Origin of the sequence: Roseateles cavernae (genome assembly GCF_040187885.1) — a bacterium.
GTDB lineage: Bacteria > Pseudomonadota > Gammaproteobacteria > Burkholderiales > Burkholderiaceae_C > Roseateles_E > Roseateles_E cavernae.
Window position 1 is genome coordinate 284343 of sequence record NZ_JBDPLH010000001.1, and the last position, 26016, is coordinate 310358.

General features: G+C 68.6%; 27 protein-coding genes. 17 read left to right on the forward strand and 10 right to left on the reverse strand.

The features are described from left to right. Positions 1-22 precede the first annotated feature (22 nt). A complete protein-coding gene (gene trhA, locus ABGI63_RS01355; RefSeq protein WP_349740670.1) occupies positions 23-676 on the forward strand; it encodes a PAQR family membrane homeostasis protein TrhA in 654 nt (217 codons plus the stop codon). Between the two features lie 23 nt (positions 677-699). After that, positions 700-1149 (forward strand): hypothetical protein, encoded by a 450-nt coding sequence (locus ABGI63_RS01360; protein WP_349740672.1) that lies wholly within the window; start codon positions 700-702, stop codon positions 1147-1149. Here the strand turns inward: ABGI63_RS01360 and ABGI63_RS01365 are convergent, their stop codons facing one another. Then, entirely contained in the window at positions 1150-2058 is a 909-nt protein-coding gene (locus ABGI63_RS01365) for a GGDEF domain-containing protein (RefSeq protein WP_349740673.1), read from the reverse strand. It abuts the gene before it with no gap. A gap of 68 nt (positions 2059-2126) precedes the next feature. Here ABGI63_RS01365 and ypfJ point away from each other — a divergent pair, with 68 nt between their 5' ends. The 7 genes from ypfJ to pssA all read left to right on the forward strand — a co-directional run bounded on the left by ypfJ (position 2127) and on the right by pssA (position 9460). Further along, positions 2127-3008: a KPN_02809 family neutral zinc metallopeptidase gene (ypfJ, locus tag ABGI63_RS01370; protein ID WP_349740674.1), complete on the forward strand. Its 882-nt coding sequence runs from the start codon at positions 2127-2129 to the stop codon at positions 3006-3008. Positions 3009-3073: 65 nt separating this feature from the next. Continuing rightward, positions 3074-5608 (forward strand): bifunctional diguanylate cyclase/phosphodiesterase, encoded by a 2535-nt coding sequence (locus ABGI63_RS01375; RefSeq protein WP_349740675.1) that lies wholly within the window; start codon positions 3074-3076, stop codon positions 5606-5608. A 174-nt stretch (positions 5609-5782) separates the two neighbouring features. After that, positions 5783-6514: a hypothetical protein gene (locus tag ABGI63_RS01380; RefSeq protein ID WP_349740676.1), complete on the forward strand. Its 732-nt coding sequence runs from the start codon at positions 5783-5785 to the stop codon at positions 6512-6514. Between the two features lie 15 nt (positions 6515-6529). Beyond that, the gene (locus tag ABGI63_RS01385; protein WP_349740677.1) at positions 6530-6817 is read left to right on the forward strand and encodes an HPr-rel-A system PqqD family peptide chaperone; all 288 of its coding nucleotides are present in this window, start codon (positions 6530-6532) and stop codon (positions 6815-6817) included. Further along, positions 6814-7722: an HprK-related kinase A gene (locus ABGI63_RS01390; protein ID WP_349740678.1), complete on the forward strand. Its 909-nt coding sequence runs from the start codon at positions 6814-6816 to the stop codon at positions 7720-7722. Before ABGI63_RS01385 ends, ABGI63_RS01390 begins: the two co-directional genes overlap by 4 nt. A gap of 4 nt (positions 7723-7726) precedes the next feature. Then, complete coding sequence (locus tag ABGI63_RS01395) at positions 7727-8827, forward strand: nucleotidyltransferase domain-containing protein (protein ID WP_349740679.1); 1101 nt, start codon at positions 7727-7729, stop codon at positions 8825-8827. Between the two features lie 15 nt (positions 8828-8842). Next, positions 8843-9460 (forward strand): CDP-diacylglycerol--serine O-phosphatidyltransferase, encoded by a 618-nt coding sequence (gene pssA / locus ABGI63_RS01400; RefSeq protein WP_349740680.1) that lies wholly within the window; start codon positions 8843-8845, stop codon positions 9458-9460. Here the strand turns inward: pssA and ABGI63_RS01405 are convergent. Further along, a complete protein-coding gene (locus tag ABGI63_RS01405) occupies positions 9346-9687 on the reverse strand; it encodes a DUF2917 domain-containing protein (protein ID WP_349740681.1) in 342 nt (113 codons plus the stop codon). The two genes, pssA and ABGI63_RS01405, sit on opposite strands and share 115 nt — an antisense overlap. 151 nt (positions 9688-9838) lie before the next feature. On the opposite strand from ABGI63_RS01405, the gene ABGI63_RS01410 reads away from it, so the two are divergent. Beyond that, positions 9839-11272 (forward strand): aminotransferase-like domain-containing protein, encoded by a 1434-nt coding sequence (locus tag ABGI63_RS01410; protein WP_269839938.1) that lies wholly within the window; start codon positions 9839-9841, stop codon positions 11270-11272. Positions 11273-11281: 9 nt separating this feature from the next. Here ABGI63_RS01410 and ABGI63_RS01415 read toward each other — a convergent pair whose 3' ends face one another. After that, positions 11282-12880, reverse strand: coding sequence for a S41 family peptidase (locus tag ABGI63_RS01415; RefSeq protein WP_349740682.1), 1599 nt, complete (start codon positions 12878-12880; stop codon positions 11282-11284). 118 nt (positions 12881-12998) lie between these two features. After that, a complete protein-coding gene (locus tag ABGI63_RS01420) occupies positions 12999-13961 on the reverse strand; it encodes a DMT family transporter (RefSeq protein ID WP_349740683.1) in 963 nt (320 codons plus the stop codon). Between the two features lie 115 nt (positions 13962-14076). Between ABGI63_RS01420 and ABGI63_RS01425 the strand changes: the two genes are divergently transcribed. Next, positions 14077-14220 carry a hypothetical protein gene (locus ABGI63_RS01425; RefSeq protein WP_349740684.1) on the forward strand — a complete coding sequence of 48 codons (144 nt, stop codon included), beginning with the start codon at positions 14077-14079 and terminating at the stop codon, positions 14218-14220. Positions 14221-14234: 14 nt separating this feature from the next. On the opposite strand, the gene ABGI63_RS01430 is transcribed toward ABGI63_RS01425, so the two are convergent. After that, positions 14235-14795, reverse strand: coding sequence for a GGDEF domain-containing protein (locus tag ABGI63_RS01430; protein WP_349740685.1), 561 nt, complete (start codon positions 14793-14795; stop codon positions 14235-14237). A gap of 192 nt (positions 14796-14987) precedes the next feature. Here ABGI63_RS01430 and ABGI63_RS01435 point away from each other — a divergent pair, with 192 nt between their 5' ends. The 4 genes from ABGI63_RS01435 to ABGI63_RS01450 all read left to right on the forward strand — a co-directional run bounded on the left by ABGI63_RS01435 (position 14988) and on the right by ABGI63_RS01450 (position 19491). Beyond that, on the forward strand, positions 14988-15545 hold the full coding sequence (locus tag ABGI63_RS01435; protein ID WP_349740686.1) for an ECF-type sigma factor: 558 nt from the start codon (positions 14988-14990) through the stop codon (positions 15543-15545). A gap of 76 nt (positions 15546-15621) precedes the next feature. Then, entirely contained in the window at positions 15622-18351 is a 2730-nt protein-coding gene (locus tag ABGI63_RS01440) for a serine/threonine-protein kinase (protein WP_349740687.1), read from the forward strand. Between the two features lie 60 nt (positions 18352-18411). After that, positions 18412-18759: a hypothetical protein gene (locus ABGI63_RS01445; protein WP_349740688.1), complete on the forward strand. Its 348-nt coding sequence runs from the start codon at positions 18412-18414 to the stop codon at positions 18757-18759. A 462-nt stretch (positions 18760-19221) separates the two neighbouring features. Continuing rightward, positions 19222-19491 carry a type II toxin-antitoxin system ParD family antitoxin gene (locus ABGI63_RS01450; RefSeq protein ID WP_349740689.1) on the forward strand — a complete coding sequence of 90 codons (270 nt, stop codon included), beginning with the start codon at positions 19222-19224 and terminating at the stop codon, positions 19489-19491. Positions 19492-19548: 57 nt separating this feature from the next. Here the strand turns inward: ABGI63_RS01450 and ABGI63_RS01455 are convergent, their stop codons facing one another. Continuing rightward, complete coding sequence (locus tag ABGI63_RS01455) at positions 19549-20079, reverse strand: hypothetical protein (protein ID WP_137943915.1); 531 nt, start codon at positions 20077-20079, stop codon at positions 19549-19551. Positions 20080-20259: 180 nt separating this feature from the next. Between ABGI63_RS01455 and ABGI63_RS01460 the strand changes: the two genes are divergently transcribed. Continuing rightward, positions 20260-21243 carry a Bug family tripartite tricarboxylate transporter substrate binding protein gene (locus ABGI63_RS01460; RefSeq protein WP_349740690.1) on the forward strand — a complete coding sequence of 328 codons (984 nt, stop codon included), beginning with the start codon at positions 20260-20262 and terminating at the stop codon, positions 21241-21243. 4 nt (positions 21244-21247) lie between these two features. Here the strand turns inward: ABGI63_RS01460 and ABGI63_RS01465 are convergent, their stop codons facing one another. The 4 genes from ABGI63_RS01465 to ABGI63_RS01480 all read right to left on the reverse strand — a co-directional run bounded on the left by ABGI63_RS01465 (position 21248) and on the right by ABGI63_RS01480 (position 24775). After that, positions 21248-22081, reverse strand: a complete 834-nt coding sequence (locus tag ABGI63_RS01465; RefSeq protein ID WP_349740691.1) for an AraC family transcriptional regulator — start codon at positions 22079-22081, stop codon at positions 21248-21250. Positions 22082-22115: 34 nt separating this feature from the next. Then, positions 22116-23987: a ferrous iron transporter B gene (gene feoB / locus ABGI63_RS01470; protein WP_349740692.1), complete on the reverse strand. Its 1872-nt coding sequence runs from the start codon at positions 23985-23987 to the stop codon at positions 22116-22118. Continuing rightward, a complete protein-coding gene (locus ABGI63_RS01475) occupies positions 23980-24243 on the reverse strand; it encodes a FeoA family protein (RefSeq protein WP_349740693.1) in 264 nt (87 codons plus the stop codon). The genes feoB and ABGI63_RS01475 overlap by 8 nt, the downstream gene beginning before the upstream one ends. A gap of 154 nt (positions 24244-24397) precedes the next feature. Then, positions 24398-24775, reverse strand: a complete 378-nt coding sequence (locus tag ABGI63_RS01480) for a hypothetical protein (protein WP_349740695.1) — start codon at positions 24773-24775, stop codon at positions 24398-24400. Positions 24776-24871: 96 nt separating this feature from the next. Between ABGI63_RS01480 and ABGI63_RS01485 the strand changes: the two genes are divergently transcribed. Then, complete coding sequence (locus ABGI63_RS01485) at positions 24872-25912, forward strand: patatin-like phospholipase family protein (protein ID WP_349740696.1); 1041 nt, start codon at positions 24872-24874, stop codon at positions 25910-25912. The last annotated feature ends 104 nt before the right edge of the window (positions 25913-26016 follow it).

Below are 26016 nucleotides of genomic sequence, written 5' to 3' on the forward strand. Positions count from 1 at the left end.
CGCGGCGAGCATCCACAATGAGATGAACGAACAGCCGATCAAAGCGCGGGCCCAGAGCTTCGGCGAGGAGCTCGCCAACTGCATCAGTCATGGTCTGGGCTTTTTGCTTGCCGTGGCTGCGCTGCCCATACTGACATATTTCGCCGCCCAGCAGGGCTCGGCGCGCAAGGTCGTCGCGGCCAGTGTGTTTTCGGCCACGATGATCCTGCTCTACCTGGTGTCGGCGCTCTACCATGCGCTGCCCGAGGGCCGGGCCAAGAGCTGGGTGAACCGGCTCGACCACGCGGCCATCTACCTCTTCATCGCCGGCAGCTACACGCCTCTTGCGCTCGGGGCGCTGCGGGGGCCTTGGGACTGGTCGCTGTTCGGCACCGTCTGGGCCTGCGCGGCGCTGGGGGTGGCGGCCAAGCTGATGGACCGGCTGCGCCATCCGCTGTGGTCGACCGGCCTGTATGTCGCGATGGGTTGGCTGGTGCTGGCCGCGCTGGTGCCGCTGCTGCCGCGCATGCCGGCTGCCGGCATAGGCTGGCTGGTGGCCGGCGCGCTGTCCTATACCGTCGGCGCGCTGGTCTTTCTGCTCGACCACCGCGTGCGCTATGCGCATTTTGTGTGGCATTTGTTGGTGATGGGCGGGTCCGCCTGTCACTTTTTCGCCGCGCTCTGGTACGCCATCTAGCCGGGCCGGCTACCATGCCGGCCGTGAACACCGAGCAGTCCAAACGCACCAGCACCGCCTTCGCCACCGGCATCTTCCGACCGCACGGCCAGGTCGACATCTGGGCCGAGGGCTCGATCGTGCGGCTCGAGGCCAGCGGCCCCTTCAACCGCGAAGGCGTGCTGGCGATGGGGCTGGCGATGCGGGATCTGTTCGCCAGCGTGCCGATCGGCGGCCGTTTTGGCGACATCCTGGTGATGCATCAAAGCCTGATGGCCTCGCCCGACGCGCTGGCCTGCTTCGAGGAGTTCCTGCAGGCCATGAGCCAGGCCAAGACCGCCCCCTTGGCGGTGGCCTATGTGGCCGCCCCCGAGGTCGAGGGCCGCGAGCTGATGCTGCCGATCTTTGCCAAGATCTACGCCCGCCACGGACGGCGCTTCGCCGCCTTCGAGCGCCTCGACGCTGCCGAAGCCTGGCTGCGCGCGCAGCTCTAGTCAGTCGGCCATGTCCAGGCGGTCGCGCCCGGCCGCCTTGGCCCGGTACAGGGCCGCATCGGCACGCTCCAGCAGGGCTTCGGCGGTCTCGCCCCATTGCGCCTCGGCCAGGCCGGCCGAGCAGGTGTAGCCGCGCTCGGTCGGCAACGGCCGCGCCTGCCGCACCCGGGCCAGCAGGCGCTCGACGATAGCGGCCGCCTGCCCCCGGCCGGCGTTCGGCAGCATCAGCACGAATTCCTCGCCGCCGAGCCGGCCGCAGCCGTCCTCGCGGCGAATGCTGGCCTGCAGCTGGCGGGCAAAGTCGCGTATCACCAGGTCGCCGGCCGCGTGGCCCAGCTCGTCGTTGATGCGCTTGAAATTGTCGAGGTCCAGCATCACCGCGCACAGCGGCCAGGACTCGCTCTGCGTCAGCAGCTGTTGCAGCTGCTGCAGGCTGTGGCGGCGGTTGCTCAGCCCCGTCAGCGCGTCGGTCTGCGAGGCACGCAGCGCCTTCACATGGGCCTGGCGCAGCGCCCGGCTCTCCTGCTTGAGCCCGGTGATGTCGCTGGCCACGAACAGCAGCCAGCCATTGGCATGGACGGTTTCGGTGGCCCAGACCCAGCGCCCGTCCCAGAGGTCGACCTCGAAGGCGCGCCAGGGCAGCTTGCCGCGCCGTGTCGCCGCCGAGGCCAGCCAGGCCTCGATATCGTCGGCCTCGATGATGGCGCCCTGGCTCAGCGCATGGTTGGCGCGCATGATCTCGGCCCAGACCAGGCGCCCGTCCGGCTCGGCCTTGTAGGCATGGCGGAAGGCCGTGTTGGCATGGCGCAGCACATCGCGCTCATCGAACAGCGCGAGCAGCAGCTGACTGTCCTGCTGCAAACTCAGCAAGACCTCAGCCAAGGAGTCGGGCGCTTGGCCTGCGCTCATTCATTTCCTTTTTTCCAGTGCCCAGACCGTAACATCGGCAGCCACGGCAGCAAACCTGAGGGCGCACTATGAAATGGGACGGTCGGCGCGAAAGCGACAACGTGGAAGACCAGCGCGGCGCCAGCCCCGGTCCACGCCGCCTGGGCGGCGGGCGCGGGCTGGGCCTGGGCGGCATCGTGATCGCGCTGCTGGCGTCCTGGGCCTTCGGCATCAACCCGATGACGGTGCTGGGCCTGCTGGACGGTGGTGGCGCGGGCCTGCCGCAGCCGGCCGAGAGCCGCGATGCGGTGCCGGCAGCCAAGCCGCAAGACCCGGCCGGCCGCTTCGTCGCGGTGGTGCTGGCCGACACCGAGGATGTCTGGGGCCAGTATTTCGCCCAGCGCCAGCAGCGTTATGTGCCACCCAAGCTGGTGCTGTTCAGCGGCCGCAGCGAGACCGCCTGCGGCGTCGGCGAGGCGGCGATGGGCCCGTTCTACTGCCCGGGCGACCACAAGGTCTATATCGACCTGAGCTTCAACACCACCTTGCGCGAGCGCCTCGGTGCGCCCGGCGACTTTGCCCAGGCTTATGTGATTGCCCATGAGGTCGGCCACCATCTGCAGAACATCCTGGGCATCTCGGCCAAGCTGGACCAGGCGCGCGGCCGGGTCTCGCAGCGCGAGTACAACGCGCTGAGCGTGCGGCTGGAGTTGCAGGCCGACTGCCTGGCCGGGGTCTGGGCCCACCATTCGCAGCGCGGCGCGGCCTGGCTGGAGGCCGGCGATATCGAGGAAGGGCTGAACGCCGCCTCCAAGATCGGCGACGACACCTTGCAGCGCCAGTCCCAGGGCACCGTGGTGCCGGAGAGCTTCACCCACGGCAGCAGCGCCCAGCGCGTGCGCTGGTTCAAGCGCGGGCTGGAGGCCGGCGAACTCGGCGCCTGCGACAGCTTCAAGGCACCCCAGCTCTGAGCAGGCGGGAAAACCACCCCCAGTTCCCCGCGCGGCGCCGGGCACCGGCCCGGATAATCCCGCCGATGCGTTTCCTGACCCACCGCCCCACATTGCGCACCGCGATCGCCGTGCCCTTTGTGCTGCTGTTTGCCGGCACGGTGGCTTTGCAGGCGCTGACCCAGCAGCGTCAGATCGAGCAGCTGATCCATCAGGAGAGCAGCCGGCTGCTGGATTCGCTGACGGCCAGCTCGCGCAACCGCCTGGCGCTGTTCCTGGACGAGCCCTTTCGCACCCAGCTGATGGTGGCCGACGCGATCGCGCGGCACGGGCTCTACAAGCCCGGCGACATGGACGCGATCCAGCGCTATCTGCGCGGCGTCTACGGCGAGCTGTTCGCCGACCAGCAGCAGCTCAGCGTGCTCAGCTTCGGCAGCCAGGCCGGTGATTACGCCGGGCTGCGGCGCGAGACCGGCGGCGACTTCACCCTGATGCTGAAGGACGATGCGACCGCGGACAGCCTGCGCATCTATCAGGGCGACCGTCCCGGCACGGTGGTGGCCGAGTTCCCGGGCTATGACCCGCGTGGCCGGCCCTGGTACCGGCCGGTGGCGCTGAGCGGCCGGCCCGGCTGGTCGTCGATCTATATCAACAAGGACGAGCGCGCCGAGGTCGCGATCTCGGCGATCTCGCCGGTGCTGCGCAACGGAGAGTGGCTGGGCGTGGCGGCGGCCGATGTCAAGCTCGACGGGCTGAACCGCTTTCTGCGCGACGAGCCGCTGCGCGGCAGCGGCATCGTCTTCATCACCGAGCTCGACGGTCGCCTGGTGGCCCACTCCGAACCGGGCTCGGTGCTCGCCGAGTCCGGCAGCGGCACCCGCTTGCTGATGCGCGAGAGCGCCAACCCGCTGATACGCGCGGTGGCCGCCCATATCGACGCCGCGCCGACCGAAAGCGGCGCCGGCTTCACGATCCGGCACGAGGGCGAGTTGTATTTCTGCCGCGTCACGCCCTACTCCGACACCCGCGGGCTGGACTGGCGGGTGGTGGCCCTGGTGCCCGAGGCGGCCCTGCTGGGCGAGATCCGAACGGCCCAGACCCGCAGCATGCTGATGATGGCCGGCATCGCCGTGCTGGCCATCCTGCTGGGGCTGTGGGGCATAGGACGCATCACCCGACCCATCCTGGAAACGGCGGCGGCGGCCAATCTGCTGGCGCGCGGCCGCTGGCTCAGCCATGAGGGCGGACGCAACGCCATCGAGCAGGGCAGCGCCTTGCGCGAGACCGCGCTGCTGGTGCGGGCCTTCAACGAGATGGCGGAACGGCTGCAGAGCTCGTTTGCGCGCATGCGCGAGCAGCTGATCTATGACGACCTGACCCAGTTGCTGACGCGCCGCGGCCTGCTGGAGCAGGTCGACTGGCCGCAGCCCCGGCCGGCGGTGCTGACCCTGATCGCGCTGGACTCGTTCCGCGCCATCAATGACAGCGTCGGCCACGCCACCGGCGACCGGCTGCTGCAGGTGATGGCACAACGCCTGCGCGCCCAGTTGCCCGGACCGCTGCTGCTGGCCCGCATCGGCGGCGACGAGTTCGCGGTGCTGCACCTGGGCGTGCAGCCCGCCGAGATGGAGCAGCAGGCGGCCACGCTAGGCGCCCAGGTGCTGGCCCTATTCGCGCTGCCCTTCACCTCGGGCGAGGACGAGGTCTTGATGAGCGCCTCGGTCGGCGCGGTCGGCGGCCCGTTGCCCGGCGAGGCCCTGGGCGACTGGCTGCGCAATGCCAGCATCGCCCTGGGCGAGGCCAAGCGCCGCGGCCGTGGCCATTGCGTGGTCTATGAGCTGGCGATGATGGAGCAGTCGGTGCAGAAGGCCCGCCTGGCCACCGAGCTGCGCCATGCGCTGGAGAAACAGGAGCTGCGGGTCTATTACCAGCCGGTGGTCGAGCTGGCCAGCGGCGCCGTCCATGGCGTCGAGGCCTTGCTGCGCTGGCAAAGCCCCGAGCGGGGCCTGGTCTCGCCGGGGGTGTTCATCCCGGTGGCCGAGGAATCGGACCTGATACTGGCGCTGGGCGACTGGGTGCTGCGCCAGGCGATGCGGGACATTGCCGGCCTGCTGCCGCGGCTGGCCAGCGACTTCGAGCTGCATGTCAATGTCTCGGTGCGCCAGCTGATCCAGTCCGATTTCGCGATCACACTGGAACAGGCCTTGCGCGACAACGGCCTGCCGGCCCGTCACCTGACCCTGGAGATCACCGAGTCGCTGCTGATCGGCGAGGACAGCGTCACCGAGGAGCGGCTGCGCCAGATCCGCGCGCTGGGTGTGAAGATCGCGATCGACGACTTCGGCACCGGCTATTCCTCGCTGGCCTATCTGCAACGCCTGCCCTTCGACTGCCTGAAGATCGATCAGAGCTTTATCCGCAATCTGTCCAAATCCGCCCAGGACATGGCCATCGTCACCGCCGTGCTGCGCATGGCGGAAGGCCTGGGCGTGACGGCCGTGGCCGAGGGGGTGGAAACCGAGGCCGAGGCCATGCGCTTGCGGGAGCTGGGCTGCGCCCTGGCCCAGGGATATCTGTTCGGGCGACCAGCCATGCTTGAAGATGCTCGCCTGGTCAGCTAGTGAGCGCAAACTTAAGGCAAGAGATGTGACGGTTTCTTGCCACTCGTTCAGGGGGGAAGGTCCGCTTTCCTGGCCGGGCTTTGTGTGGAACACTGCTTGTCAGTAAAAAGCAGCCGTGGTTCGCATGCCCATGGCAGGCGTAGCGCCTTCGGCGTGCATAAGAGGCCAAACGAAATGAACGACGACATCCAAGCACAAGAGCAAGCTCAAGCAGCAGCCAAGGCACTGAGTGCGGTTCGGCGCCGTCGCTTCATCAAGCTGGGTGCATCGACCGTGCCGGTCACCTTGACCCTGGCCAGCCGGCCGGTGATGGCCTGGCACTGCAACACGACCTCGGCCTGGGGTTCGCAGCAACTCGTCCCGACGGCCGCCAGCGTCAAGGCGCGCATGGACGCGGCCGTGGTGACCGGTTCCGAAACTTGGTCCAAGAGCCACTGGCGCAACAACACGGTGTACGGGACGGTGTCCTCCAAGACCCCGTTCCAGGTGCTCGCCGAATACTGCGGCTACAAGCAGACCTCGTCCGTGGTCAATGGCTACACCGTCACCAAGACTGCGGTGCAAAACTGCCAGGAACAGTGCACGATCGGCCAGCTCTTCGGTTCCGGCGGTCTGTATGGCGTCAGCAACACCCTCAAGGTCTGGGACGCGGTGCGAGGCCTCGGCGGCGCCACCGAATTCGCAACCTATATGACGGTGGCCAAGCTCAATATGCAGCTGACCCCCGGCATCTACAAGACTCGCCTGCAAGCCTGCTTCCGCGATAACAAAGGCGCTGATCAGGTCACCTGGATGGCCAAGCAGGGCCCGGACCGTTATGTGCCGACGGGCCTGCCCAACACCTCCCCGGCCTGGAGTTGGGCCAAGATGAAGCAGTACCTGGAAAGCAACTGGCTGGTCGTCTGACCGCCAGCACATCGCTTGTCCAGCAGATGGTTGCCGTCGGGCCTTGCCCAGATTCGCCGTTACTGGGACGGTGATATCGGGGGTGTGGTCTTCGACCCGGTTTCCGGTGATACCCATTTCCTCGATGCACTGGCCTTCGAGCTGCTGGAACTCGCCGATAGTCATGTCCTTGAGGTCGAAGCGCTGAGCCGGTTGCTGTTCGAAGGCACGCAGGCCTTGCAGGACGGCGAAGCCCATTCGCGAGTCCATTCCGCGCTGCGCCATCTGCAAGCACTGGGACTGCTGCACGAGCAGTTCTCGTGAAGATTGCATCCCTGACCCTGGAAGACTTGCGCGACCGTCTCGCGGGCGGGCGGTTGCGGCTTGACATCCATCCCTTCAGCGCCAGGCTGCAATCCGATGTGCCCGAGGCGGCCTCTGCATTGCGCCTTCTCTACGGCGAGTTTGCCTGTCTGCCCGACGACGGCTTCAGCGACTTTCATGTGCAGGTCCGGCGCGAGCCCGGTCTGCGTCGCTGGTACAGGCCGCAGGCCCGATTCTCCGTTGATGGCCGTGCGGCCTTCGTGCCGCTGCCCGCGCATCACGCCCCGGTGATGTTTGAATGGGGCCTGAACTGGTGCGTGGCCTCGCATGGTCATCAATTCCTGATCCTGCATGCCGCCGTGGTGGAAAAGAACGGCCTCGCGGCCTTGCTGCCGGCGCCACCCGGCTCGGGCAAGAGCACCTTGTGTGCCGGCCTGGTGAACCGGGGCTGGCGCCTGCTCAGCGATGAGCTCGCGCTCTACGATATGGACAGCGGCCTGGTCCACGGCATGGCCCGCCCGGTCAATCTGAAAAACCGCTCGATCGAGGTGATACAGCGCTTTGCGCCGGAGGCCGTGTTCACCACGCCGGTTGCCGACACCAGCAAGGGCACGGTGGCCTTGATGCGCCCGCCGGACGAAAGCGTGAGACGCCGCACCGAGCCAGCACGCCTGCGCTGGCTGGTCCTGCCCCGCTATGTTCCCGATGCACCGGCCACGCTGGAGCCGCACAGCAAGGCACAGACCTTTCTGCTGGTGGCCGAACAGTCCTACAACTACGACATCCATGGCCAGCGCGCCTTCCGGGCTGTCGAGAGCATCATCGACAGCTGCGACTGCTATCAGTTCAGCTATAGCGCGCTCGAAGACGCCATCCGGACCTTTGATGCGCTGGCCGGCGCCTGAACCGATGCGTACCCGTCCCCTCGTCTTCGACATCCTGCTGGCGCCGCAACAAGTGCGCAGTCTGGGCGCGCTGCAGTGGGACCTGCTGATCCGCCAGAGCCGCCGCGCCAATCTGCTGGCCAAGCTGGCCTGCGAACTCGAGTCGGCCGGCATGCTGGACGCCGTGCCTGCGGCGGTCTTGCCGCACCTGCGTGCGGCCCAGCAGATTGCCGCCCGCCAGAAGCTCTCCATTCATTGGGAGGCAGTCTGCATTGGCAAGGCCATGGCCGAGTTGCAAGCGCCGGTCGTGCTGCTCAAGGGCGCGGCCTATCTGCTCGGCGAGCTGCCGATGGCACAGGGCCGACTGTTCTCGGATGTGGACATCCTGGTGCCCAAGGCCTTTCTCGATCAGGCCGAGGCGGCCTGCCTGCGGGCCGGCTGGCGGGCCCAGGAGGTCTCGGACTACGACCAGCGCTACTACCGGCGCTGGATGCATGAGATCCCGCCGCTGTACCACGAGCGGCGCGGCAGCAGCCTGGATCTTCACCACGCCATCCTGCCCGAGACCGCCCGCCTGAAAGTGAACACGGCAGCGCTGTTCGACCAGCTGCAGGCGCTGCCGGCCTACCCCGGCCTGTTCACCTTGGCGCCGGCGGACATGCTGCTGCACAGCGCCACCCACCTCTTCCATGAGGGCGAGTTCGAGCACGGTGCCCGCGACCTGTTCGATCTGCGCGGCCTGATGCTGGACTTCGGTCAGCGCGCCGGTTTCTGGGAGCGCTTGCTGGCCCGTGCCGCCACGCTGGGCCTGCAGCGGCCCTTGTTCTATGCCCTGCGCTATGCCCACCGCCTGCTCGACACGCCGGTGCCGGCCGAGGTGCTGGACGCCAGCCGCGCCGGGGCGCCTCCGCAAGCCCTGCTGCCGCTGATGGACGCCTGCTACGCCCGGGCCCTGCTGCCGCTGCATGCCAGCTGCGATTCGGCCGGAGCCCAGCTGGCGCGCCAGGCGCTGTACCTGCGCTCCCACTGGCTGCGCATGCCGCCCCATCTGCTGGCCTACCATCTGGCGCACAAGGCCCTGTGGCCGAGCCACGAACCGGCGGTCGAGGGCGAGCAGCCGCGCTGAGCTTATGCTTGCGGCATGAATCGCCCCAAGCCTTTTTCGATGATCCGCGAGTTCCATCTCGCCGACTGGTTCACCCTGGCCAATGCCTTCTGCGGCATGGGCGCGCTGTTCGCGGTGATGACCTATCTGCAGACCCGTGAGGTGCTGCACATCTATTACGCCTGCGCGCTGATCCCGGCGGCCCTGGTGTTCGATGTGCTGGACGGCCGCATCGCGCGCTGGCGCCAGCAGAGCTCCAGCCTGGGCCGCGAGCTCGACTCGCTGGCCGACATCATCTCCTTCGGAGTCGCGCCCGCCGCCATCGCCTACGGCTGCGGCATGCAGGGCCTGTACGACCGCATCATCCTGGTCTTCTTCGTCGCCTGCGGCGTCTCGCGGCTGGCGCGCTACAACGTCACGGCCGAGGCACTCAGCGCCGGCTCGGACAAGGTCAAGTACTTCGAGGGCACGCCGATCCCGACCTCGCTGACCCTGGTGATTGTGCTGTGGGTGGCGGCCGCCCAGGGTGCGCTAGGCGATCAGCTGTGGTTCGGCAAGCTGGAGATCGCCGGCTTCTTCTTCCACCCGCTGGTGCTGCTGTTTGCACTGTCGGGTTCGCTGATGATCAGCCGCATCCGCATCCCCAAGCTCTGAACAAAGTCCGCCCCTGCGGCGTCGAAGGCGCCCAGGTGCAGGCGGGCCGGACCGAACAGGCGCAGCGCCTCGCCGACGACCAGCACCCGGTCCTCGGCCTCGCCCTCCCGGGTCAGCCAGAGCCGGCCGGCCTGCACCGTCAGCAGCAGCTGCTGCTGCTCGCCCAGCTGCAGGCAGCGCGGCGCCTGCTGGTAGTTCATGCGCTGTGGGGTGCTGATCGTGTCCATGGCCCCAGCTTAGGAAGACCGGCCCGGCCCCGCCAGCGACAGCCGGAGCCCAACACGGGCGCACAGCCAGCACAGCGACCGTCACTGTGTTGGCCGGCTTGCCCCCGATCTGTACTGGCCCGACCCGCCGACAACCATACAGAATCGGGCGATGGACCCGCTGTACCTGCAAATCGCCGAACGCCTGGCCCGCTCGATCCGCGCCGGCACTCTCAAGCGCGGTGAGCGCCTGCCCTCGGTGCGCGAGCTGGCGGCCAGCCAGGCCGTGTCGCAGTCGACCGCCGTCCAGGCCTACCGCTGGCTGGAGGACGCGCGGCTGATCGAGGCGCGGCCACGCTCCGGCTACTTCGTCTCCAGCCGGCCGCCGCGCCTGCCCGAGCCCGAGGCCTCACGGCCCGAAAGCCGCTCGCGCGCGGTCCGGCTCGACCAGCTGGGCCAGCAGGTGCTGCAGCTCTCGACCCGGGACGACATCATCTCCTTCGGCGCCGCCTGCCCCGGCCCCGAGCTGTTCGACCAGGAACGGGTGCGCCGGGCGCTGGCGCGCGCGGTGCTGCGCCATCGCGACCTGCTGTGCCGCTACCCCTCGGGCCCCGGCATGGAGGCCGCGCGCCGCGCGGTCGCCCGCCATGCGCTGGGCCTGGGCTGCGAGCTGCATGCCGACGATATCGTGATGACCAACAGCTGCATGGAGGCGATCAGCCTGTGCCTGAAGAGCGTCACCAGGCCTGGCGATGTGGTGGCGCTGGAATCGCCCTGCTACTACGGTTTCCTGGAGATCCTGCAAAGCCTGCATCTGCGCGCGCTGGAGATCCCGACCCACCCGCGCCACGGCATCTCGCTGGACGCGCTGCAGCTGGCGCTGGAGACCCAGCCGGTCAAGGCGGTGCTGGTCGTGCCCACCCTGTCCAACCCGCTGGGCGCCAGCATGCCGGTGCCGGAACGCCGCCGCCTGGCCCAGCTGGTGGCGCAGCACGATGTGGCCCTGATCGAGGACGTGCTCTACAACGAGCTGTCCGAGCAGGAAGACCGGCGCCGCGCCGTCAAGGCCTTCGACAGCAGCGGCCATGTGATGATCTGCGGCTCCTTCTCGAAGACCCTGGCCCCGGGCCTGCGCCTGGGCTGGGTCGAGGCCGGCCGCTGGGGTCAGGTCTTGCGGCAGACCAAGGCCGTGCAGTCGGGCGCGCAGACCGCCGTGCTGGAGCTGGCGCTGGCCGATCTGCTGAACCAGGCCGGCAACGGCGCCGCGCTGCGCCAGCTGCGCGCCACCGTGGCGACCCGGGTCGACGCCGCCCGCGGCCTGATCTCGGCCAGCTTCCCCAAGGGCACGCGGGTCACCGACCCGGCCGGCGGCTACATCCTGTGGGTCGAGCTGCCCGCGCAGCTGGACTCGGTGGCGCTGTACGAGGCCTGCCTGGCCGAGAACATCTGCATCGCGCCGGGCCTGATGTTCAGCGCCAGCCCGCGCTTTCGGCACTGCATCCGGCTGGGCGTCGGCGGCCACTGGGGGCCCCAGCATCCGCGCGCGCTGCGCCGCATCGGCGCACTCGCCCAGCAGCTGCTGGACGCCGCGCCGCTGGCCGCCTGAGGCCCGGACCTACTGGCCCAGCAGCCGGTTGTTGCGCAGCCAGGGCTTGTGCAGCTGTGCCGCCAGGCCGCCCTCGCCCCCCCGATGGGACTGGATCTTGGCCTGCGGCGCCGGGCACTGGCCGCTGAGGCGGTGCTGCAGTGCGGCGGCGAGCTGGCCCTCCTGCGGGTCGCCCAGCTCGCGGCCCAGATCGTCGGCCACCTCGCAGCCCTTGACGCTGGCGCCGACGCCGCTACCGCCGGGGACGAAGCCGTCGGCATAGTCGCCAAAACCCTTGGCATTGACGCCCTCGAACTCGATGGCCATATAGCGGTTGCCGCAGTTCTCGCGGCCGCTGAAGCCGTAAGGCTTGCCGCAGCTGCGCCCGCCGATCAGCACCACCTCGACATCGATGCCGCGCAGGCCGTTGATCAGCGACTCGCTGGCCGAGCAGGTGCCGGACTGGCTCAGCACATAGACACGCCGCAGATTCAGGCTGGGCAGGGCCTGCTGCTGGCTGCACTGGCCGTTCTGCGGCTGGCAGGACTGGCCGCGGAAACCCATGTCCTCGTTCTCGGCCTGGCGCCGGCTGTTGTGGCGCAGGCGCTCGAACACCCGGCCGCTGGTCGGCCCGGGGCCGGCGATCATATAGGCCAGCTGCGAGGCGATGAAGAGATAGCCGCCGCCGTTGTAGCGCAGGTCCAGCACCAGCTCGCTGACGCCCTGCTCGCCAAAGCGACGCAGCGCCGTGCTCAGCTGAGCCTCGGCCGGCAGATTGTGGTCATGGAAGACCAGATAGCCGACCCGCGCGCCGTCGGCCGCCGTCAGCACCTGGGCCTGGGGCACCGGCGTGCGGCTGATCTCCGTGCCGCCCAGCGTCAGCTGGCGCTCGGCGCCGCCGCCGCGCGGCTCGAAGCGGAACTGGTGGCTGCGCCCGCGCTCGCTCGGGTAGAGCGCGGCCTGCAGCTGGCGCCACTGCGCTTCATCATTGGTGTCGCTGCTGATGCCGTCCACCGACAGCAGCCGGTCGCCGCGCCGCAGACCGGCCCGGGCGGCCGGGCCATCGGGCTCGAGATAGGCGATGCGCAGGCCGCGCGGCGGCGTGCTGGCGGCCTGGGTCCACTCCAGCCCATAGCCCAGCGACACGCCGGCCTGCATCACGCGCTGCCATTCGCTCTCGGCCACCATGAAGCTGAAGCGGTCGCGCTCGGCGCCGCTGCTGCTCAGCTGCGGTGTCAGCAGGTCGTAGAAATAGGCGGCCAGCGCCCGCTGCACCTCGCTGCCGCTGTAGCGCGGCGCGGCCGGGTCGCGCGCCGGCACCTGCTCGCGCCACAGATAGTCCTCGTCCATATAGGAACGTATCCAGCGTTTCTCGACCTCCAGGCTACTGTTGCGCCGGCCCGAGGGCGCCAGCTCGTTGCCGGCCGCGCACTGCTGGGCCAGGGTCTCGCTGGCGGGCAGCGGGCCGGTGGGCTGGGGCGGCGTCACCACCACGCCGCCGCCGTTGTTATTGCTGCCGCCGCCCAGCAAGGGCTCGCCGGCCGATCCACCCCCGCCGCCGCAGGCCTGCAGGCCCAGGGCCGCCGCCAGCGCCCAGCCGGCCGCCCTGATCTGTCTTGTTACGCTCATTCCCGCTCCCTCGCCCGGTGCTGTCGCGCACCGGCTGTTGTGGCTCGCGGTTATACCCGCAGCCAGCAGGCCCGCTGTGGCCCGGGCGCCGCACTTCCCTCTTGAGAGGGTGGCCGAATCAGGAAGAAGTCACGACCGGCCGGACCCGCAGGGCCCAGATCACGCCGGCCACCAGCAGCACGATGCCCGCCAGGGTCAGGGCTTGCGGTGGCTCACCGCGCAGCATGAAGGCATAGGCCAGCGCCGCCAGCGTCTCGAACACGATCAACTGCCCCACCAGCGAGGTCGGCAGGCGCTGGCTGGCCTCGTTCCAGCACAGCGTGCCCAGCCAGGAGGCGCACAGGCCCACCGCCAGCATCAGGCCGACAAAAGCCCAGGGCCGTGGTCCCAGCGGCAGCGCGAAGTCGGCAGCCAGCAGGCCACTGGCCTGCAGCAGCGGCAAGAGCGCCAGCCCGGCCAGCGCCATCGGCAGGGTCACCAGCCCCTGCGCCGTGGCCCAGGCACGCGGGCTGCGGTCCTTGTGGGCGCGCAGCCAGTCGGCATTGCGGATCGGATACCAGGTCCAGCAGGCCACCGCCGCCACCGCCAGCAGCCCGCCCTCGGCATAGCGGCGCAGCTGCTCGGCCGTGCCCTGCGCCGACAACTGGGCCAGCTCCACCTGGTTGACCAGCGCGATGCCGCTGGCAATCAAGAGCAGCGAGGGCGCCAGCCGGGCCCAGGGCAGATGGCCGTCGCGCCGGTGATCGCGCAGATTCGAGCAGATCGCGATCACCACCGGCAGGGTGCCGATGATGACGGTGGGCAGCGGCCCGCCGGCGCGCTGGATCGCCGCCGACAGGCACAGGTAGTAGAGAAAGTTGCCGATGGCGCTGAGCTTGGCCGCCTCCAGCCAGTCGGCCCGTGTGAGCGCGCGCAGATCGCGCCAGTCGATCGCCGCCAGCGGCAGCGCGATCAGGCCGAAGGCGAGGTAGCGGCCGACGGTCAGCAGCGCCGCCGGATAGTCCGGCAGCATCAGCGGCGCGACAAAGACCAGGCCCCACATCAGACCGGCGGCAAGGGCAAACAAGGTTCCAGCAAACATGGCGCCACTATGACGCAGGCCCGGTGGGCGGTCTTGTACCGGCTTGCTGCGCCGGGCTTGACCCGGCCGGTCGGTCGGGTGCTCAATAACAGCCGGTCTGCACCGGGAGATTCCCATGCACATGCCACCCTGGTTCCCGCCCCTGCCGCGTCTGCAAGCTCATCTGCTGGCCGGGCTGTGGGCCTTGGCCTTGCTGGCCCTGCTGGGTCTGCTGCTGGCCGGCATGCTGCTGATGGCCGATGCCGGCATCGGTGGCTGAGCGCCCGCGCCGGCTCAGGTCTTGACGACCGCCAGCGGCGCCCGCAAGCCCCCGCCCCCCAGCACATCGGCGCTGCGCTGTGCGCCCTCGGCCGCCTGGGCCAGCTCGGCGCCGGTCATGCCGGCCTCGCGGTAGACCGCTGCGCCCATGCGCAGCGCCACATACAGCCGCTGCTCCTCCACGCCATAAGGCCCGCACAAGGCCTTGTGCAGGCGCGCCCGCACCACATCGGCCTCGGCCCGGCCGGCATCCATCAGCACCAGGCCGAAGCGCCGCTCGCCGACCTGGGTCACCACATCGCTGCCGCGCACCCGGCCCAGCAGCCGGGCGCCTATGGCCTGCAGCAGGGCTTTCAGCGTGGCCGGCGACGGCGCCTCGGCGACGCCGGCCTGCGGATCCACCGTGATCAGCAGCACGGTGGCGCGCGCGCCGTGGCGGCGGCACTGGCCCAGCTGGCGGTCCAGCAGCGCGGCGAAAGCTGGCAAGTCCTCCAGCAGCTGCAGCTGCGCGCGCTGCGTCGGCCGCTCGGCCGGGCTGCATGCGGGGTTCTTGTCGGGCAGGGTGTTGTCCTTCATGGGAGTCTGGTCGCTAAAGGGTGGGGAAACGCGGTGAGAGGGACACGACCGGCCGTGACCCGACCTCCCTGACCGGAGCCCAGCCCGCCATGCCCTCATTGCTGTAAAACGCGATCCGCAGCAGGAACCCGACAAGCCACCGGAAAAAGCGCCATCCCTAAGCCATGGGCGGCTGCTAGAGTCCGGCCCTGCATGAGCGAAATCACCACCTTGTTGCGCGCCGCCGGCCAGGGCGACCGCCTGGCCGCCGACCGGGTGGTCGCCCTGCTCTATGCCGACCTGCGTCGCCTGGCCGGCCAGCGCCTGCGTCTGGCTGGCGCCGGTCAGCCCACCGCGCTGGACGCCACCGGCCTGGTGCACGAATCCTGGCTGCGCCTGCAGCAGGCCGGCCAGCTCGACTTTGCCGACCGTCAGCACTTCATGGCCTATGCGGCGCGCACCATGCGCAGCGTCGTGATCGACCAGATCCGCAGCCGCCAGGCGCAGCGCCACGGCGGCGAGCTGCAGCAGGTGACCTTCAACACCGCCGTCGCCGAGCTGCCGCCGCAGCGCGACGAGGAGATCCTGCGCGTGCATGAGGCGCTGGCCGAGCTGGCCGCCGTCGATGCGCGCCTGGCCCAGGTGGTCGAGATGCGCTACTTCGGCGGCCTGCTCGAAGCCGAGATCGCCGACGCGCTGGGCGTGACCGAGCGCACCGTGCAGCGCGACTGGCAGAAGGCGCGGATGTTTTTGTCGCTGGCCTTGAAATGACGGCCCCCACGTTCACTCCGTTCACTCCCCCCGAGGGGGCGTTCAGTGCCCTTCGGGCGGCCGGGCGGGCACTGAAATGAATCCCCCGCCACGCGACATCAGCAAGTCCCGCTGGCCCCAGCTGAGCCCGCTGCTGGACGAGCTGCTGGACATGGAGCCGGCCGCGCGCGCCGCCCGGCTGGCGGCCTTGCGGGTGCTGGAGCCCGAGCTGGCCGCCGATCTGGAGGATCTGCTGGCGCGCGATGCCGAGCTGGCCGGCAATGATTTCCTGGCCACACCGGCCCTGCCGCCGACGCTGACCGCCGCGCCGCTGATGGCCGGCCAGGCTGTCGGTGCCTACACCCTGGTACGCGAGATCGGCCGTGGCGGCATGGGCAGCGTCTGGCTGGCGCGCCGCACCGACGGGCGCTACGAGGGCCAGGTTGCGATCAAGTTTCTCAGCACCGGCCTGCTGGGCCATGGTGATGCCGGCCGCTTCGCCCGCGAGGGCCAGATCCTGGCCCGGCTGACCCATCCGCATATCGCGCGGCTGATCGATGCCGGCGTCGCGCTGGAGGGCCAGCAACCCTATCTGGTGCTGGAGTATGTCGACGGTCTGACCCTCGACCGCTTCTGCGCCAGCCGCGAGCTGGACCTGGGCCAGCGGGTGCGGCTGTTTCTCGATGTGCTGGCGGCCGTGGCCCATGCGCACAACCGGCTGATCCTGCACCGCGACCTGAAGCCCAGCAACATCCTGGTCAACGGCGCCGGCGAGGTGAAGCTGCTGGACTTCGGCATCGCCAAGCTGCTCAACAGCGAGGCCGAGGACGGTGGCGGTGCGGCCACCGAGCTGACCCGCCAGGCTGGCCGCGCCTTCACGCCGCAGTACGCCGCGCCCGAGCAGGTGCAGGGCGGCGACGTGACCACCGCCACCGATGTCTATGCGCTGGGCGTGCTGCTGTACCAGCTGCTGGGCGGCGGCCACCCGACCAACACCGCGCCGGCCGGCCCGCCGAACCACAAGAACACCGGCACCGCGCTGGAGCAGCTGCGCACGGTCGTCGAGGTCGAGCCCCGGCGCCTGTCCGACGCGGTGCGGGCACAAGCCGACCCTGAGGTCAAGAAGCAGGCCCGCGAGCTGCGCGGCGATCTCGACACCATCGTCGCCAAGGCACTGAAAAAGGTCCCGGCCGAACGCTATGCCAATGCCGCCGCGCTGGCCGACGACCTGAAGCGCTGGCTGGCGCATGAGCCGATCGCGGCGCGGCCGGACAGCCGCAGCTATCGCCTCTTGAAGTTCCTGCGCCGCCACCGCCTGGGTGTCGCCGCAGGCAGCCTGGCCGGCCTGAGCCTGGCGGTGGGCATCGGGCTGGCCCTGTGGAAAGGCCAGGAAGCCCAGCAGCAGCGGGTGCAGGCCGAGGGCCTGATCGAGTTCATGCTGGGCGATCTGCGCAAGAAGCTGGAGCCGGTGGGCCGCCTCGATGTGCTGGACGCGGTCGGCGACAAGGCGCTGGACTACTACGCCAGGCAAGACCTGGCACGCAGCGACGCCGACTCGCTGGGCCGCCGCGCCCGCGCCCTGCACCTGATGGGCGAGATCGCCGAGAAGCGCGGCCAGATGGCCGAGGCCGAGCAACGCTTCAAACAGGCAGCCGACAGCACGGCGGAGTTGCTGGCGCGGGATCCGAAGAACACGCAGCGCCTGTTCGACCATGCGCAGAGCAGTTATTGGGTGGGGTATGCGGCGTGGCAGCAGCGTCGGCTGCCGGAGGCGGAAGCGGGGTTTCAGCGCTATCTTGCTCTGGCGGATGAGTTGGTGAGGTTGGAGCCGGGAAAGACTGAGTGGAGGATTGAGCGAGCTTATGCACAACAGAATCTTGGAGTGCTAGAGCTTCGCAGCGGCAAAGCGGAGGTTGCACAAACACGTTTCCAGGCCACTTTAGAGGTCTGGCAAGACCTGGCACCTCGACAATCCGAGCTCCACACGGATATAGCCAACACGCTAGGTTGGCTGGCAGAGGCGCAAGAACCCCTGGGCCAATTCGACGCCAGCATCGCCAACCATCAAGCCAAGTTGACAGCGCTGCAAGCAGCAGGCGGCCAAGCAAGTCACGACCGCACATATCAAGACCAACTGGCCGTCACAGAAACCGTGCAGGGCCGACTACATCTTAGTGCGGGCCGAGTCGAAACTGCACTGGCCTCAACACAACGGGCTCGAGACATTTACATTGGCTTAGCAGCATTGGATGCTGACAATCTGGACATACTGGCTCGCCTAGGTCGCTCACGTCAACAGTTGGTTGAGGTTTGGTTAGCTAAGGGAGAAATAGAACGGGCACGGATCGAGTTGAACCTCCTAGCCCCTGAATTGGACCGACTACTACGCGCAGACTCACGCTTGCCGGAACTGCACCTGACCTTGCGCGGTCGTTGGCTGGTAGCGAGCCTAGCGGTTGCTTCAACGCCCGCCGAGCACAGGGCACAACGCGTCGCGTTAGCAAAATTCTTGGAATCGACAACGGCTGATGCTGCTTCAAACGAATGGGATGCGGACACTCACAGAGTGCTGGCCACTGCCGCTTTGGCCATTGGCGACTCGCTTGCGGCTGATGAGGCTTCGGCGGCTAAGTCGCAATGGCAAGCAGTACTCGACGGTCTAGCCAGGCTGAGCGATACGCCCGACCCGCGTGTGATTTGCTTGCGCGCCCACGCATTTCTTCGCTTAGGCATGGCTCAAGAAGCGCGTGCACTGGCCGACAAACTAGAGGTTTCGGCCTATCGTCATCCGCTATATGCTGAACTCAGGCAGCGTGTACAGCGTTAAGCCGCATCAAACGCCAATCCCTCTTTCCATACACATCAAGCAAGAAAGAAGCATCACACCATGCCGCATCTAGTCCAAACCGACAATGTCTACGCCGTCAGCGTTACTGTCATCAACGACAACGAACTGCAATTTTCGCCGGACCCCGTGGTGATCACGAAAGAGAATTCCCTCATCACTTTCAATCTGCTGACCCCTGGCTACATCTTTCCGGTCGATGGTACAGCCCTGGTTGTCAACGATGACGATGAGGAAGAGTTTCCGATCGCCTGGTACATCACTCCGGTAACTATCGGTCTGGCCGACTACAACAACGATGCCGACGACTACTCGTACACGATGGCGGTGCAAAACATTGCAACCGGCGCACGCATCACTAAGGATCCAACAATCAAGAACAACAACTAAGCGGTCACCGACAGGCCAAGATGCCAGTCATTGAGGCCTGAGGAGTTTCAGGAAGGCTCGGAGAGCAAGGAAGGGGGTCAGGCCCCACACTTCTTGTTTCTAGCCCAGGGGGGTCATGTCTTGCCAAAAAAAGCAATACCTGACCCCGACCGCCGATTGCGAAGCCATAGCAAACAGCGCCACGCCCATCCAAAGATCAGTCCAGGCACCTACGCCTTGCATCCAGCACCGCCTGCCGACAAGAAAGACCAATGGCGATGGCAATCATCGCCTGGGTTGTGCTCCCTCAAAGAACGCGCTCACGACGCAAGCGTTATAGTCACTCTTGCCGGTGACATTGTCCGGGCACCAAACACTCGTGGGTGCAGAGCGTCGTTATGACAAGGCGTGTCAAGCGAGGAATGTCAATCTTTGACATCCCTTGATAGGCTTCCCTCTTTCAGTCGACAACAGGTGACGCAGATGGGGAAGAACGTGAATCTCACGCCTCTGCTCGACGAGATGGTGCGGTCCAAAGTCAGTTCCGGGCTGTATGGCTCGGCCAGCGAGGTCGTCCGCGAGGCATTGCGCTTGCTGCAAGAGCAGGACCGCCAGCGCGAGGTAAAGCTGGAAGAGCTCAGGCGCGAGGTGCATCGCGGCCTGGACAGTCGCGCCAGCGAAAGCTGGAGCGCCGCCGAGCTGAGGGCCAAGGCGCGCGCGACGCGTAGTGCATCCGAGGTGGCCACCCCCTGAATGACCCGAGTCGCTCGCCGACCCGAATGCCGACAAGGCTACCGCCGGTAGCCCCCCTCACTCACTATCCCTCCCCCACGGTATCGATACCGCCTTGCGCTCACCCCCCTTGCGGGTGCGCAGCACGGCGTCGAAGCCTTGGCGGCCGCCGTTCAGCGCGGCGGTCAGCAGGCCTTGCAGGTCTTCGGGGCTGAGCGATTCGGCGTCGCGGCGGAACTGCTTGATGGCCAGGGCCAGCAGCTCGCGCGAGACGGCCGCATGGGTCAGCTGCACGGCCAGCATCGCGCCATAGAGGTCGGGAAAGATCTCGCACAGGGTCTTGATGCGGCGCAGCGCCTCGGGCGGACTGTGGCGTTCCTGCGGGCCCATCCAGCTGACGTCGTCGTTGTCCGCGCCATCGCCCTGCTCGCCCAGGCGCGCCTGCAGCGCAGCGATGCGGGCCAGCAGCCACTCCTTGTCGTCGGCCTCGGCGGCGCGGGCATCGACGCCGGCCAGCGCCTGGGCATCGCTCAGGGCCTCGGGCGCCAGCGCATAGCGCTCGGCGGCCAGCGCGGCCAGGCGCTCGGCGGCGGTCGTGGACTCGAGCATCGCAGCGTCCCCCAAGGGCAGGATAGACCTTGCTTATCGGCCGCCGGTGGCCGTACTTGAGCCGGGTTCTGTCCATTTCGCACGGCCGATCGCGGTGCGGCCTGCGGACATCGTTGCGGCGCTACACGCGGACGGCGGGCTAAGCTGGTCACATTCGATAACAGCCCGGAGACCGACGCCATGCACATCCCCCACCCACGCCGCCGCCTCGTCGCCCTGCTGGCCGGCGCCGCGCTGACCGGCCTGCTCGGCCCGGCGCAGGCCGCCGACTTCCCGGTCAGACCGATCCGCTTCATCGTGCCCTATGCGGCCGGCGGCACCACCGATCTGGTGGCGCGCACGGTCGGCCAGAAGGTCGCGGACAAGCTGGGCCAGCCGGTGGTGATCGAGAACAAACCCGGCGCTGGCGGCAATCTGGGCATGGACGCGGTGGCGAAGGCAGCGCCCGATGGCTACACGATAGGCTTTGGCGCCATCTCGACCAATGCGCTGAACCCGCATATCTACAAAAGCGTGCCCTTCGATCCGCGCAAGGACTTCAGCGCGATCAGCATGCTGGGCTACTCGACCATCGTCGTCGAAGTGAATGCCGCCTCGCCGATCAAGAACGTCGCCGAGCTGATCGACGCGGCCAAAAAGAACAAGGGCATGAGCTATGCGACCGCCGGCTCCGGCACCTCGATGCATCTGTCGGCCGTGCTGTTCGAGCAGATGACCGGCACCGAGCTGACCCATGTGCCCTACCGCGGCAGCGCGCCCGGCATCACCGATCTGCTGGCCGGCCATGTGGGCCTGATGTTCGACAATCTGCCGGCCTCGCTGCCCCATATCCAGGCCGGCAAGCTGCGCGCGCTGGCGGTGGCCGGCAAGAGCCGCTCGCCGGCCCTGCCCCAGGTGCCGACCCTGGCCGAGGCCGGACTGGCCGGCTATGCGGTCGAGCCCTGGTTCGGCGTCTATGCGCCGGCCCAGCTGCCGGCGCCGGTGCTGAAGCTGCTGAACCAGGCCTTTGTCGAGGCCCTGGCCCTGCCCGATGTGAAGGAGAAGCTGCTGCAGGCCGGCTTCACGCCGCGCAGCTCCAGCGCCCAGGAGCTGACGGCGCTGGGCCTGGCCGAGTACGAACGCCTGGGCGCCGTGGCGCGAAAAGCCAATATGGGTCTGGACTGAGGACTCAGCGCGGCGCCAGCCGGTGGCCGACTCCCAGCTGCTGCTGGTAGCGCCCCGGCGTCAGCCCGTAGCGGCCGGCAAAGGCCCGGGTCAGATGAGCCTGGTCGGTCAGGCCCACCGCGGCGGCCACCTCGGCCGGTGCCTGACCCAGGCCCAGCAGGCGCTTGGCCTCGAACAGGCGCAGCGCCATCAGCACCTGCTGCGGCGTCGCATGGTGCTGGGCCTTGAAGCTGCGCAGAAAGTGAAAAGGGCTCAGGCCGGCGACGCCGGCCAGCTGCTCCAGGCTCAGGGTCTGATCCAGCGAGGCGCGCATGAAGTCCAGCACCGGCGCAAAGCGGGGCGCGGCCTCGGGTCGCGCCCGCCGGCCCACACAGGCGTGGCGGCGCAGGGCCTCCACCAGCAGCAGCAGCCGGCTGTCGAAGCACAGGCCATCATCGCCCGCCTGCCAGAGCCCGGCGATCAGGCCGGCCACCTCGGCGGCTGTGGCCGCGTCATGGGCCACGGCCGCATCGAACCACCAGGCCGGCTCGCCGCTGAGCTCGGCCAGCAGTTCGCGGTCCAGATAGGCCATGCGGTAGCCCCAGGCATCGGCGGTCTCGGCCTGGCCGGTGTGGATGTCCTCGGGATTCATCAGCATCAGCGTCGCGCGCGGCGCCAGATGCTCGGCCCCGCGCCAGCGGAAGCGGCCGACCCCGGCCGTGATCGCGCCGAGGCCGAAGGCCTCATGGGTGTGCGGATCGAAGCGATGGCTCAGGATGGAGGCGTGATAGAGCTCGACCCCGGCGCGGTGCGTGGGGCGGCGGTACTGCGCCTGGTCGCTGGCATGTTCGAACTGCATGGCAGCGATGATGCCTCAGTGTCGGATCGGCCGGTCAGCCCAACAGCCAGCGGCTGGCATGGAAGGTCAGCCATGACGCCGCATAGGCCAGCGCGAACAGATAGCCCAGCATGATGGCCGGCATGCGGTAGCCGCCGGTCTCGCGCTTGACGGCGGCCAGGGTCGACAGGCATTGCGGCGCAAACACGAACCAGGCCAGCAGCGAGAACGCGGTCGGCAAGCCCCAGCTTTGCGCGATCAGCGGGGTCAGGGCCTGCGCCGCATCCTCGGCGCCGGCCGACAAGGCGTAGACCGTGCCCAGCGCGCTGATCGCGATCTCGCGCGCGGCCATGCCCGGCACCAGGGCCAGGCTGATCTGCCAGTTGAAGCCGATCGGCTCGAACAGCCATGCCAGTCCCTGGCCGATCCAGCCGGCGACGCTGTAGTAGATCGGCGGCTGCGTCGCGCCCTCGGGCGCGCCGGGGAAGCTGGACAGCAGCCACAGCAACAGTGTCATCGTCAGGATCACGCCGCCGACCCGGCGAAGAAAGATCACCACGCGCTGCCACAGGCCCAGCGCGATATTGCGCGGATGGGGCCAGTGGTAGCTGGGCAGTTCCATCATCAGCGGGCGCACCTGGCGGCCGCTGGCGAAGCGCTTCAGGACCCAGGCCACCGCCATCGCCCCGACGATGCCGGCTGCATAAAGAACGAACAGCACCAGGCCCTGCAGATCGATCCAGCCGCCCCACAGCTCGCGCCGCGGCACAAAGGCGCCGATCAAGAGCGCATAGACCGGCAGCCGCGCCGAGCAGGTCATCAGCGGCGCGATCATGATGGTGACCAGACGGTCGCGCGGATTGGCGATCGAACGCGTCGCCATGATGCCGGGGATGGCGCAGGCAAAGCTGGACAGCAGCGGGATGAAGCTGCGGCCCGACAGCCCGACGCCGCCCATCAGCCGGTCCAGCAGGAAGGCCGCGCGCGGCAGGTAGCCGGACTCCTCGAGGATCAGGATGAAGAAGAACAGGATCAGGATCTGCGGCAGGAACACCAGCACCCCGCCGACGCCGGCGATCAGGCCATCGGCCACCAGGCTGCGCACCCAGCCCTCGGGCAGCAGCGCGCCGGCCCGCTCGCCCAGCCAGCCGGCGGCCGCCTCGATCTGGTTCATCGGCCACTCGGCCCAGGCGAACACCGCCTGGAACAGCAGGAACAGCAGCAGCGCCAGCAGCAGCGGCCCCAGCAGCGGATGCAGCACGAAGCGGTCGATACGGTCGCTGGGCAACTCGGGTGTCTGCGCGTCCAGGCCCAGCGTCTTCAGGATGGCATTCACGCGCTGCTGGTCGCCCGATTCCGCAGCGGGCGCGGTCGGCGACGGCATCGCCCAGGCCGCTCGCTCATCGAGCAGCGCGCGCAGCTCATCCAGGCCCTGGCCCTGGGTGGCGACGGTGCGCACCACCGGCACGCCGAGCGCTTGCGCCAGCGCTTCGGTATCGATCTGCAGGCCGCGCCGGGCGGCCAGGTCGGCCATATTCAGCGCGACCACCACCGGCACGCCCTGGCGCTGCACCGCCAGCACCAAGCGCAGATTGCGGCGCAGATTGGTCGCGTCCAGCACGCAGACCACCAGGTCCGGCCGCTTCTCGCCCCGGGCGCGGCCGGCCAGCACATCGCAGGTGACGCGCTCGTCCGGCGAACGCGGGTAGAGGCTGTAGGTGCCGGGCAGGTCCAGCAGGCGCAAGACCTTGCCGGCAGCGGTCTTGAGCCGGCCTTCCTTGCGCTCGACGGTGACGCCGGCGTAGTTGGCCACCTTCTGGCGGCTGCCGGTCAGGCGGTTGAACAGCGCGGTCTTGCCGCAATTGGGATTGCCGACCAGGGCCAGCAGCGGCCCGGCCGGATGCACATGGATCCGGGCCTCAGTCATGCCGGCCTCGCTGCAACTGCACGCAGGCAGCCTCGGCGCGGCGCAGCGCAAAGGTCGACTGGCCTATCCTCACCACCAAGGGATCGCCGCCCGGCAGGGCTCGCGCGAGCACGCTGACATGCTCACCGCCGACAAAGCCCAGCTCCTCAAGCCAGCCCTGCCATTCCGGCGCATGGGTCGGCGCCTGCAAGGCCTCGACACGGTGGGATTGGCCGATCTTGGCGTCGGCAAGCGTGGGGGCGGGAGTGAAGCTCATGCAGCAGGGGATACGGGAGCGATGCGCGCATCTGAACGATGCACAGGCTCTGCATTTTAAATGCGAAAGAATCGCATTTGCGTTGATCGCTATTGATCAGCGACAAAAGCCGGGCGGATAGACGGTCCCGACCGTCGATGCCCCGCAGCACGCCTCAGCGCTGATTCGGCCGCAGGATCTGGGTATCGGCAAATCCGTCGGACGGCGGCTCGGCGCCGCGCGCCGGCGCCGCACGCGGCAGCAGCAGGTCATCGCGCGGTGCCGGCGGCGCAGCGGCGACAGCGTGGCCATTGCCCTTGCCGTGCGCCTGGGCCGCCAGACGCAGACCGGCCAGCTCCTGCTGCAGGCCCTCGATCTGCTTGCGCGCCTGGGCCGCCTGCTGGGCCGCGAACTGGCGGGCCTTGTCGACCTTGTCGAGCCGGGCCGCCGCGGCCCGCAGCTGGCGAGTGGCCCACCACCAGACCGCGCCCAGCAGCAGCACCGTCCACGCCGCGAACGCGGCACCCGTCATCAACCATTGATTTGCTTGCATGCCGGCTCGCCTCTCTCGGGTTGTCTGCCAAGCCAATGTAGCGCCATGGCGTCACGGTGGCGATACCTCAAGCCTGGGGGGCATACTGTGGCTGCCATGCCGCGAACGAGCCCCCAGAAAGCCATCAACCTCGCCCTGCAGGGCGGCGGCTCGCATGGCGCCTTCACCTGGGGCGTGCTCGATTGCCTGCTGGCCGACGGCCGGCTGCGCCTGGAGGCGCTCAGCGCCACCAGCGCCGGCAGCCTCAATGCGGTGGCACTGGCCGATGGCCTGCGGCGCGGCGGCGCCGATGGGGCGCGTCAGGCGCTGGAGGATTTGTGGCACGCCGTCGCGGCGGCCGGGCGGGCGCCAGCGAGCTGGCAGGCGCCGTGGCTGGACGCCTTCATGCATGGCTTGCAGCAGGCCGTGCCGCCCGAGCTTTCGCCCATGCATCAATGGACGGCCGCGCTGACCCAGCTGTTCTCGCCCTACCAGCTCAACCCGCTGAACCTGAACCCGCTGCGCGACATCGTCCAGGCCCAGGTCGACTTCGAGGCGCTGCGGCGCGCATCGCCGCTGAAGCTGTTCCTGAGCGCCACCAATGTCGAGACCGGCAAGATCCGCGTCTTCAGCGGCGCGCAGATCACCCCGGACGCGGTGCTGGCCAGCGCCTGCCTGCCGACGCTGTTCCAGGCGGTCGAGATCAACGGCGAGTATTTCTGGGACGGCGGCTATATGGGCAACCCGGCGATCTTCCCGCTGATCTACGACAGCGACAGCGCCGATGTGCTGATCGTCCACGTCAACCCGGTGCTGCGCCGCGGCGTGCCGCGCAGCGCCACCGAGATCGCCAACCGCGTCAACGAGATCAGCTTCAACTCCTCGCTGATGCGCGAGATGCGCGCGATCGCCTTCGTCACCGGCCTGATCGATCGCGGCAAGCTCGCGCCCGAGGACGCCCGCCTGATGCGCATCCACTCGATCCGCTGCGACGAGCTGATGGCGGCCCAGGGCGTGGTCAGCAAGCTGGACACCGCCTGGCCCTATCTGTGCGAGCTGCGCGATGCCGGCCGCGTCCAGGCCCAGGCCTGGCTGGACGAGCACTTCGCCCAGGTGGGCAAGCGCTCGACGGTGGATATCCGGGCGGAGTTTCTGTAGCCACCCATGGGCCGAACGGCTCAGTGCGGCGGCGCCAGCCACCGGCACGCCTGTCAAACATCGACGCCAGACTGCTTGGCAGCCGAGCGGCCAGCTTCCATGGA

Bases quoted from the DNA above. Each gene is read 5' to 3' on its own strand.
- feoB (WP_349740692.1), bottom strand. From the start codon at position 23,987: ATGACTGAGGCCCGGATCCATGTGCATCCGGCCGGGCCGCTGCTGGCC.
- ABGI63_RS01435 (WP_349740686.1), top strand. From the start codon at position 14,988: ATGAGCGAAATCACCACCTTGTTGCGCGCCGCCGGCCAGGGCGACCGC.
- trhA (WP_349740670.1), top strand. From the start codon at position 23: ATGAACGAACAGCCGATCAAAGCGCGGGCCCAGAGCTTCGGCGAGGAG.
- ABGI63_RS01375 (WP_349740675.1), top strand. From the start codon at position 3,074: ATGCGTTTCCTGACCCACCGCCCCACATTGCGCACCGCGATCGCCGTG.
- ABGI63_RS01415 (WP_349740682.1), bottom strand. From the start codon at position 12,880: ATGAGCGTAACAAGACAGATCAGGGCGGCCGGCTGGGCGCTGGCGGCG.
- ABGI63_RS01455 (WP_137943915.1), bottom strand. From the start codon at position 20,079: ATGCTCGAGTCCACGACCGCCGCCGAGCGCCTGGCCGCGCTGGCCGCC.
- ABGI63_RS01420 (WP_349740683.1), bottom strand. From the start codon at position 13,961: ATGTTTGCTGGAACCTTGTTTGCCCTTGCCGCCGGTCTGATGTGGGGC.
- ABGI63_RS01430 (WP_349740685.1), bottom strand. From the start codon at position 14,795: ATGAAGGACAACACCCTGCCCGACAAGAACCCCGCATGCAGCCCGGCC.
- ABGI63_RS01440 (WP_349740687.1), top strand. From the start codon at position 15,622: ATGAATCCCCCGCCACGCGACATCAGCAAGTCCCGCTGGCCCCAGCTG.
- ABGI63_RS01485 (WP_349740696.1), top strand. From the start codon at position 24,872: ATGCCGCGAACGAGCCCCCAGAAAGCCATCAACCTCGCCCTGCAGGGC.
- ABGI63_RS01460 (WP_349740690.1), top strand. From the start codon at position 20,260: ATGCACATCCCCCACCCACGCCGCCGCCTCGTCGCCCTGCTGGCCGGC.
- ABGI63_RS01425 (WP_349740684.1), top strand. From the start codon at position 14,077: ATGCACATGCCACCCTGGTTCCCGCCCCTGCCGCGTCTGCAAGCTCAT.
- ABGI63_RS01380 (WP_349740676.1), top strand. From the start codon at position 5,783: ATGAACGACGACATCCAAGCACAAGAGCAAGCTCAAGCAGCAGCCAAG.
- ABGI63_RS01405 (WP_349740681.1), bottom strand. From the start codon at position 9,687: ATGGACACGATCAGCACCCCACAGCGCATGAACTACCAGCAGGCGCCG.
- ypfJ (WP_349740674.1), top strand. From the start codon at position 2,127: ATGAAATGGGACGGTCGGCGCGAAAGCGACAACGTGGAAGACCAGCGC.
- ABGI63_RS01410 (WP_269839938.1), top strand. From the start codon at position 9,839: ATGGACCCGCTGTACCTGCAAATCGCCGAACGCCTGGCCCGCTCGATC.
- ABGI63_RS01445 (WP_349740688.1), top strand. From the start codon at position 18,412: ATGCCGCATCTAGTCCAAACCGACAATGTCTACGCCGTCAGCGTTACT.
- ABGI63_RS01450 (WP_349740689.1), top strand. From the start codon at position 19,222: ATGGGGAAGAACGTGAATCTCACGCCTCTGCTCGACGAGATGGTGCGG.
- ABGI63_RS01465 (WP_349740691.1), bottom strand. From the start codon at position 22,081: ATGCAGTTCGAACATGCCAGCGACCAGGCGCAGTACCGCCGCCCCACG.
- pssA (WP_349740680.1), top strand. From the start codon at position 8,843: ATGAATCGCCCCAAGCCTTTTTCGATGATCCGCGAGTTCCATCTCGCC.
- ABGI63_RS01480 (WP_349740695.1), bottom strand. From the start codon at position 24,775: ATGCAAGCAAATCAATGGTTGATGACGGGTGCCGCGTTCGCGGCGTGG.
- ABGI63_RS01365 (WP_349740673.1), bottom strand. From the start codon at position 2,058: ATGAGCGCAGGCCAAGCGCCCGACTCCTTGGCTGAGGTCTTGCTGAGT.
- ABGI63_RS01395 (WP_349740679.1), top strand. From the start codon at position 7,727: ATGCGTACCCGTCCCCTCGTCTTCGACATCCTGCTGGCGCCGCAACAA.
- ABGI63_RS01475 (WP_349740693.1), bottom strand. From the start codon at position 24,243: ATGAGCTTCACTCCCGCCCCCACGCTTGCCGACGCCAAGATCGGCCAA.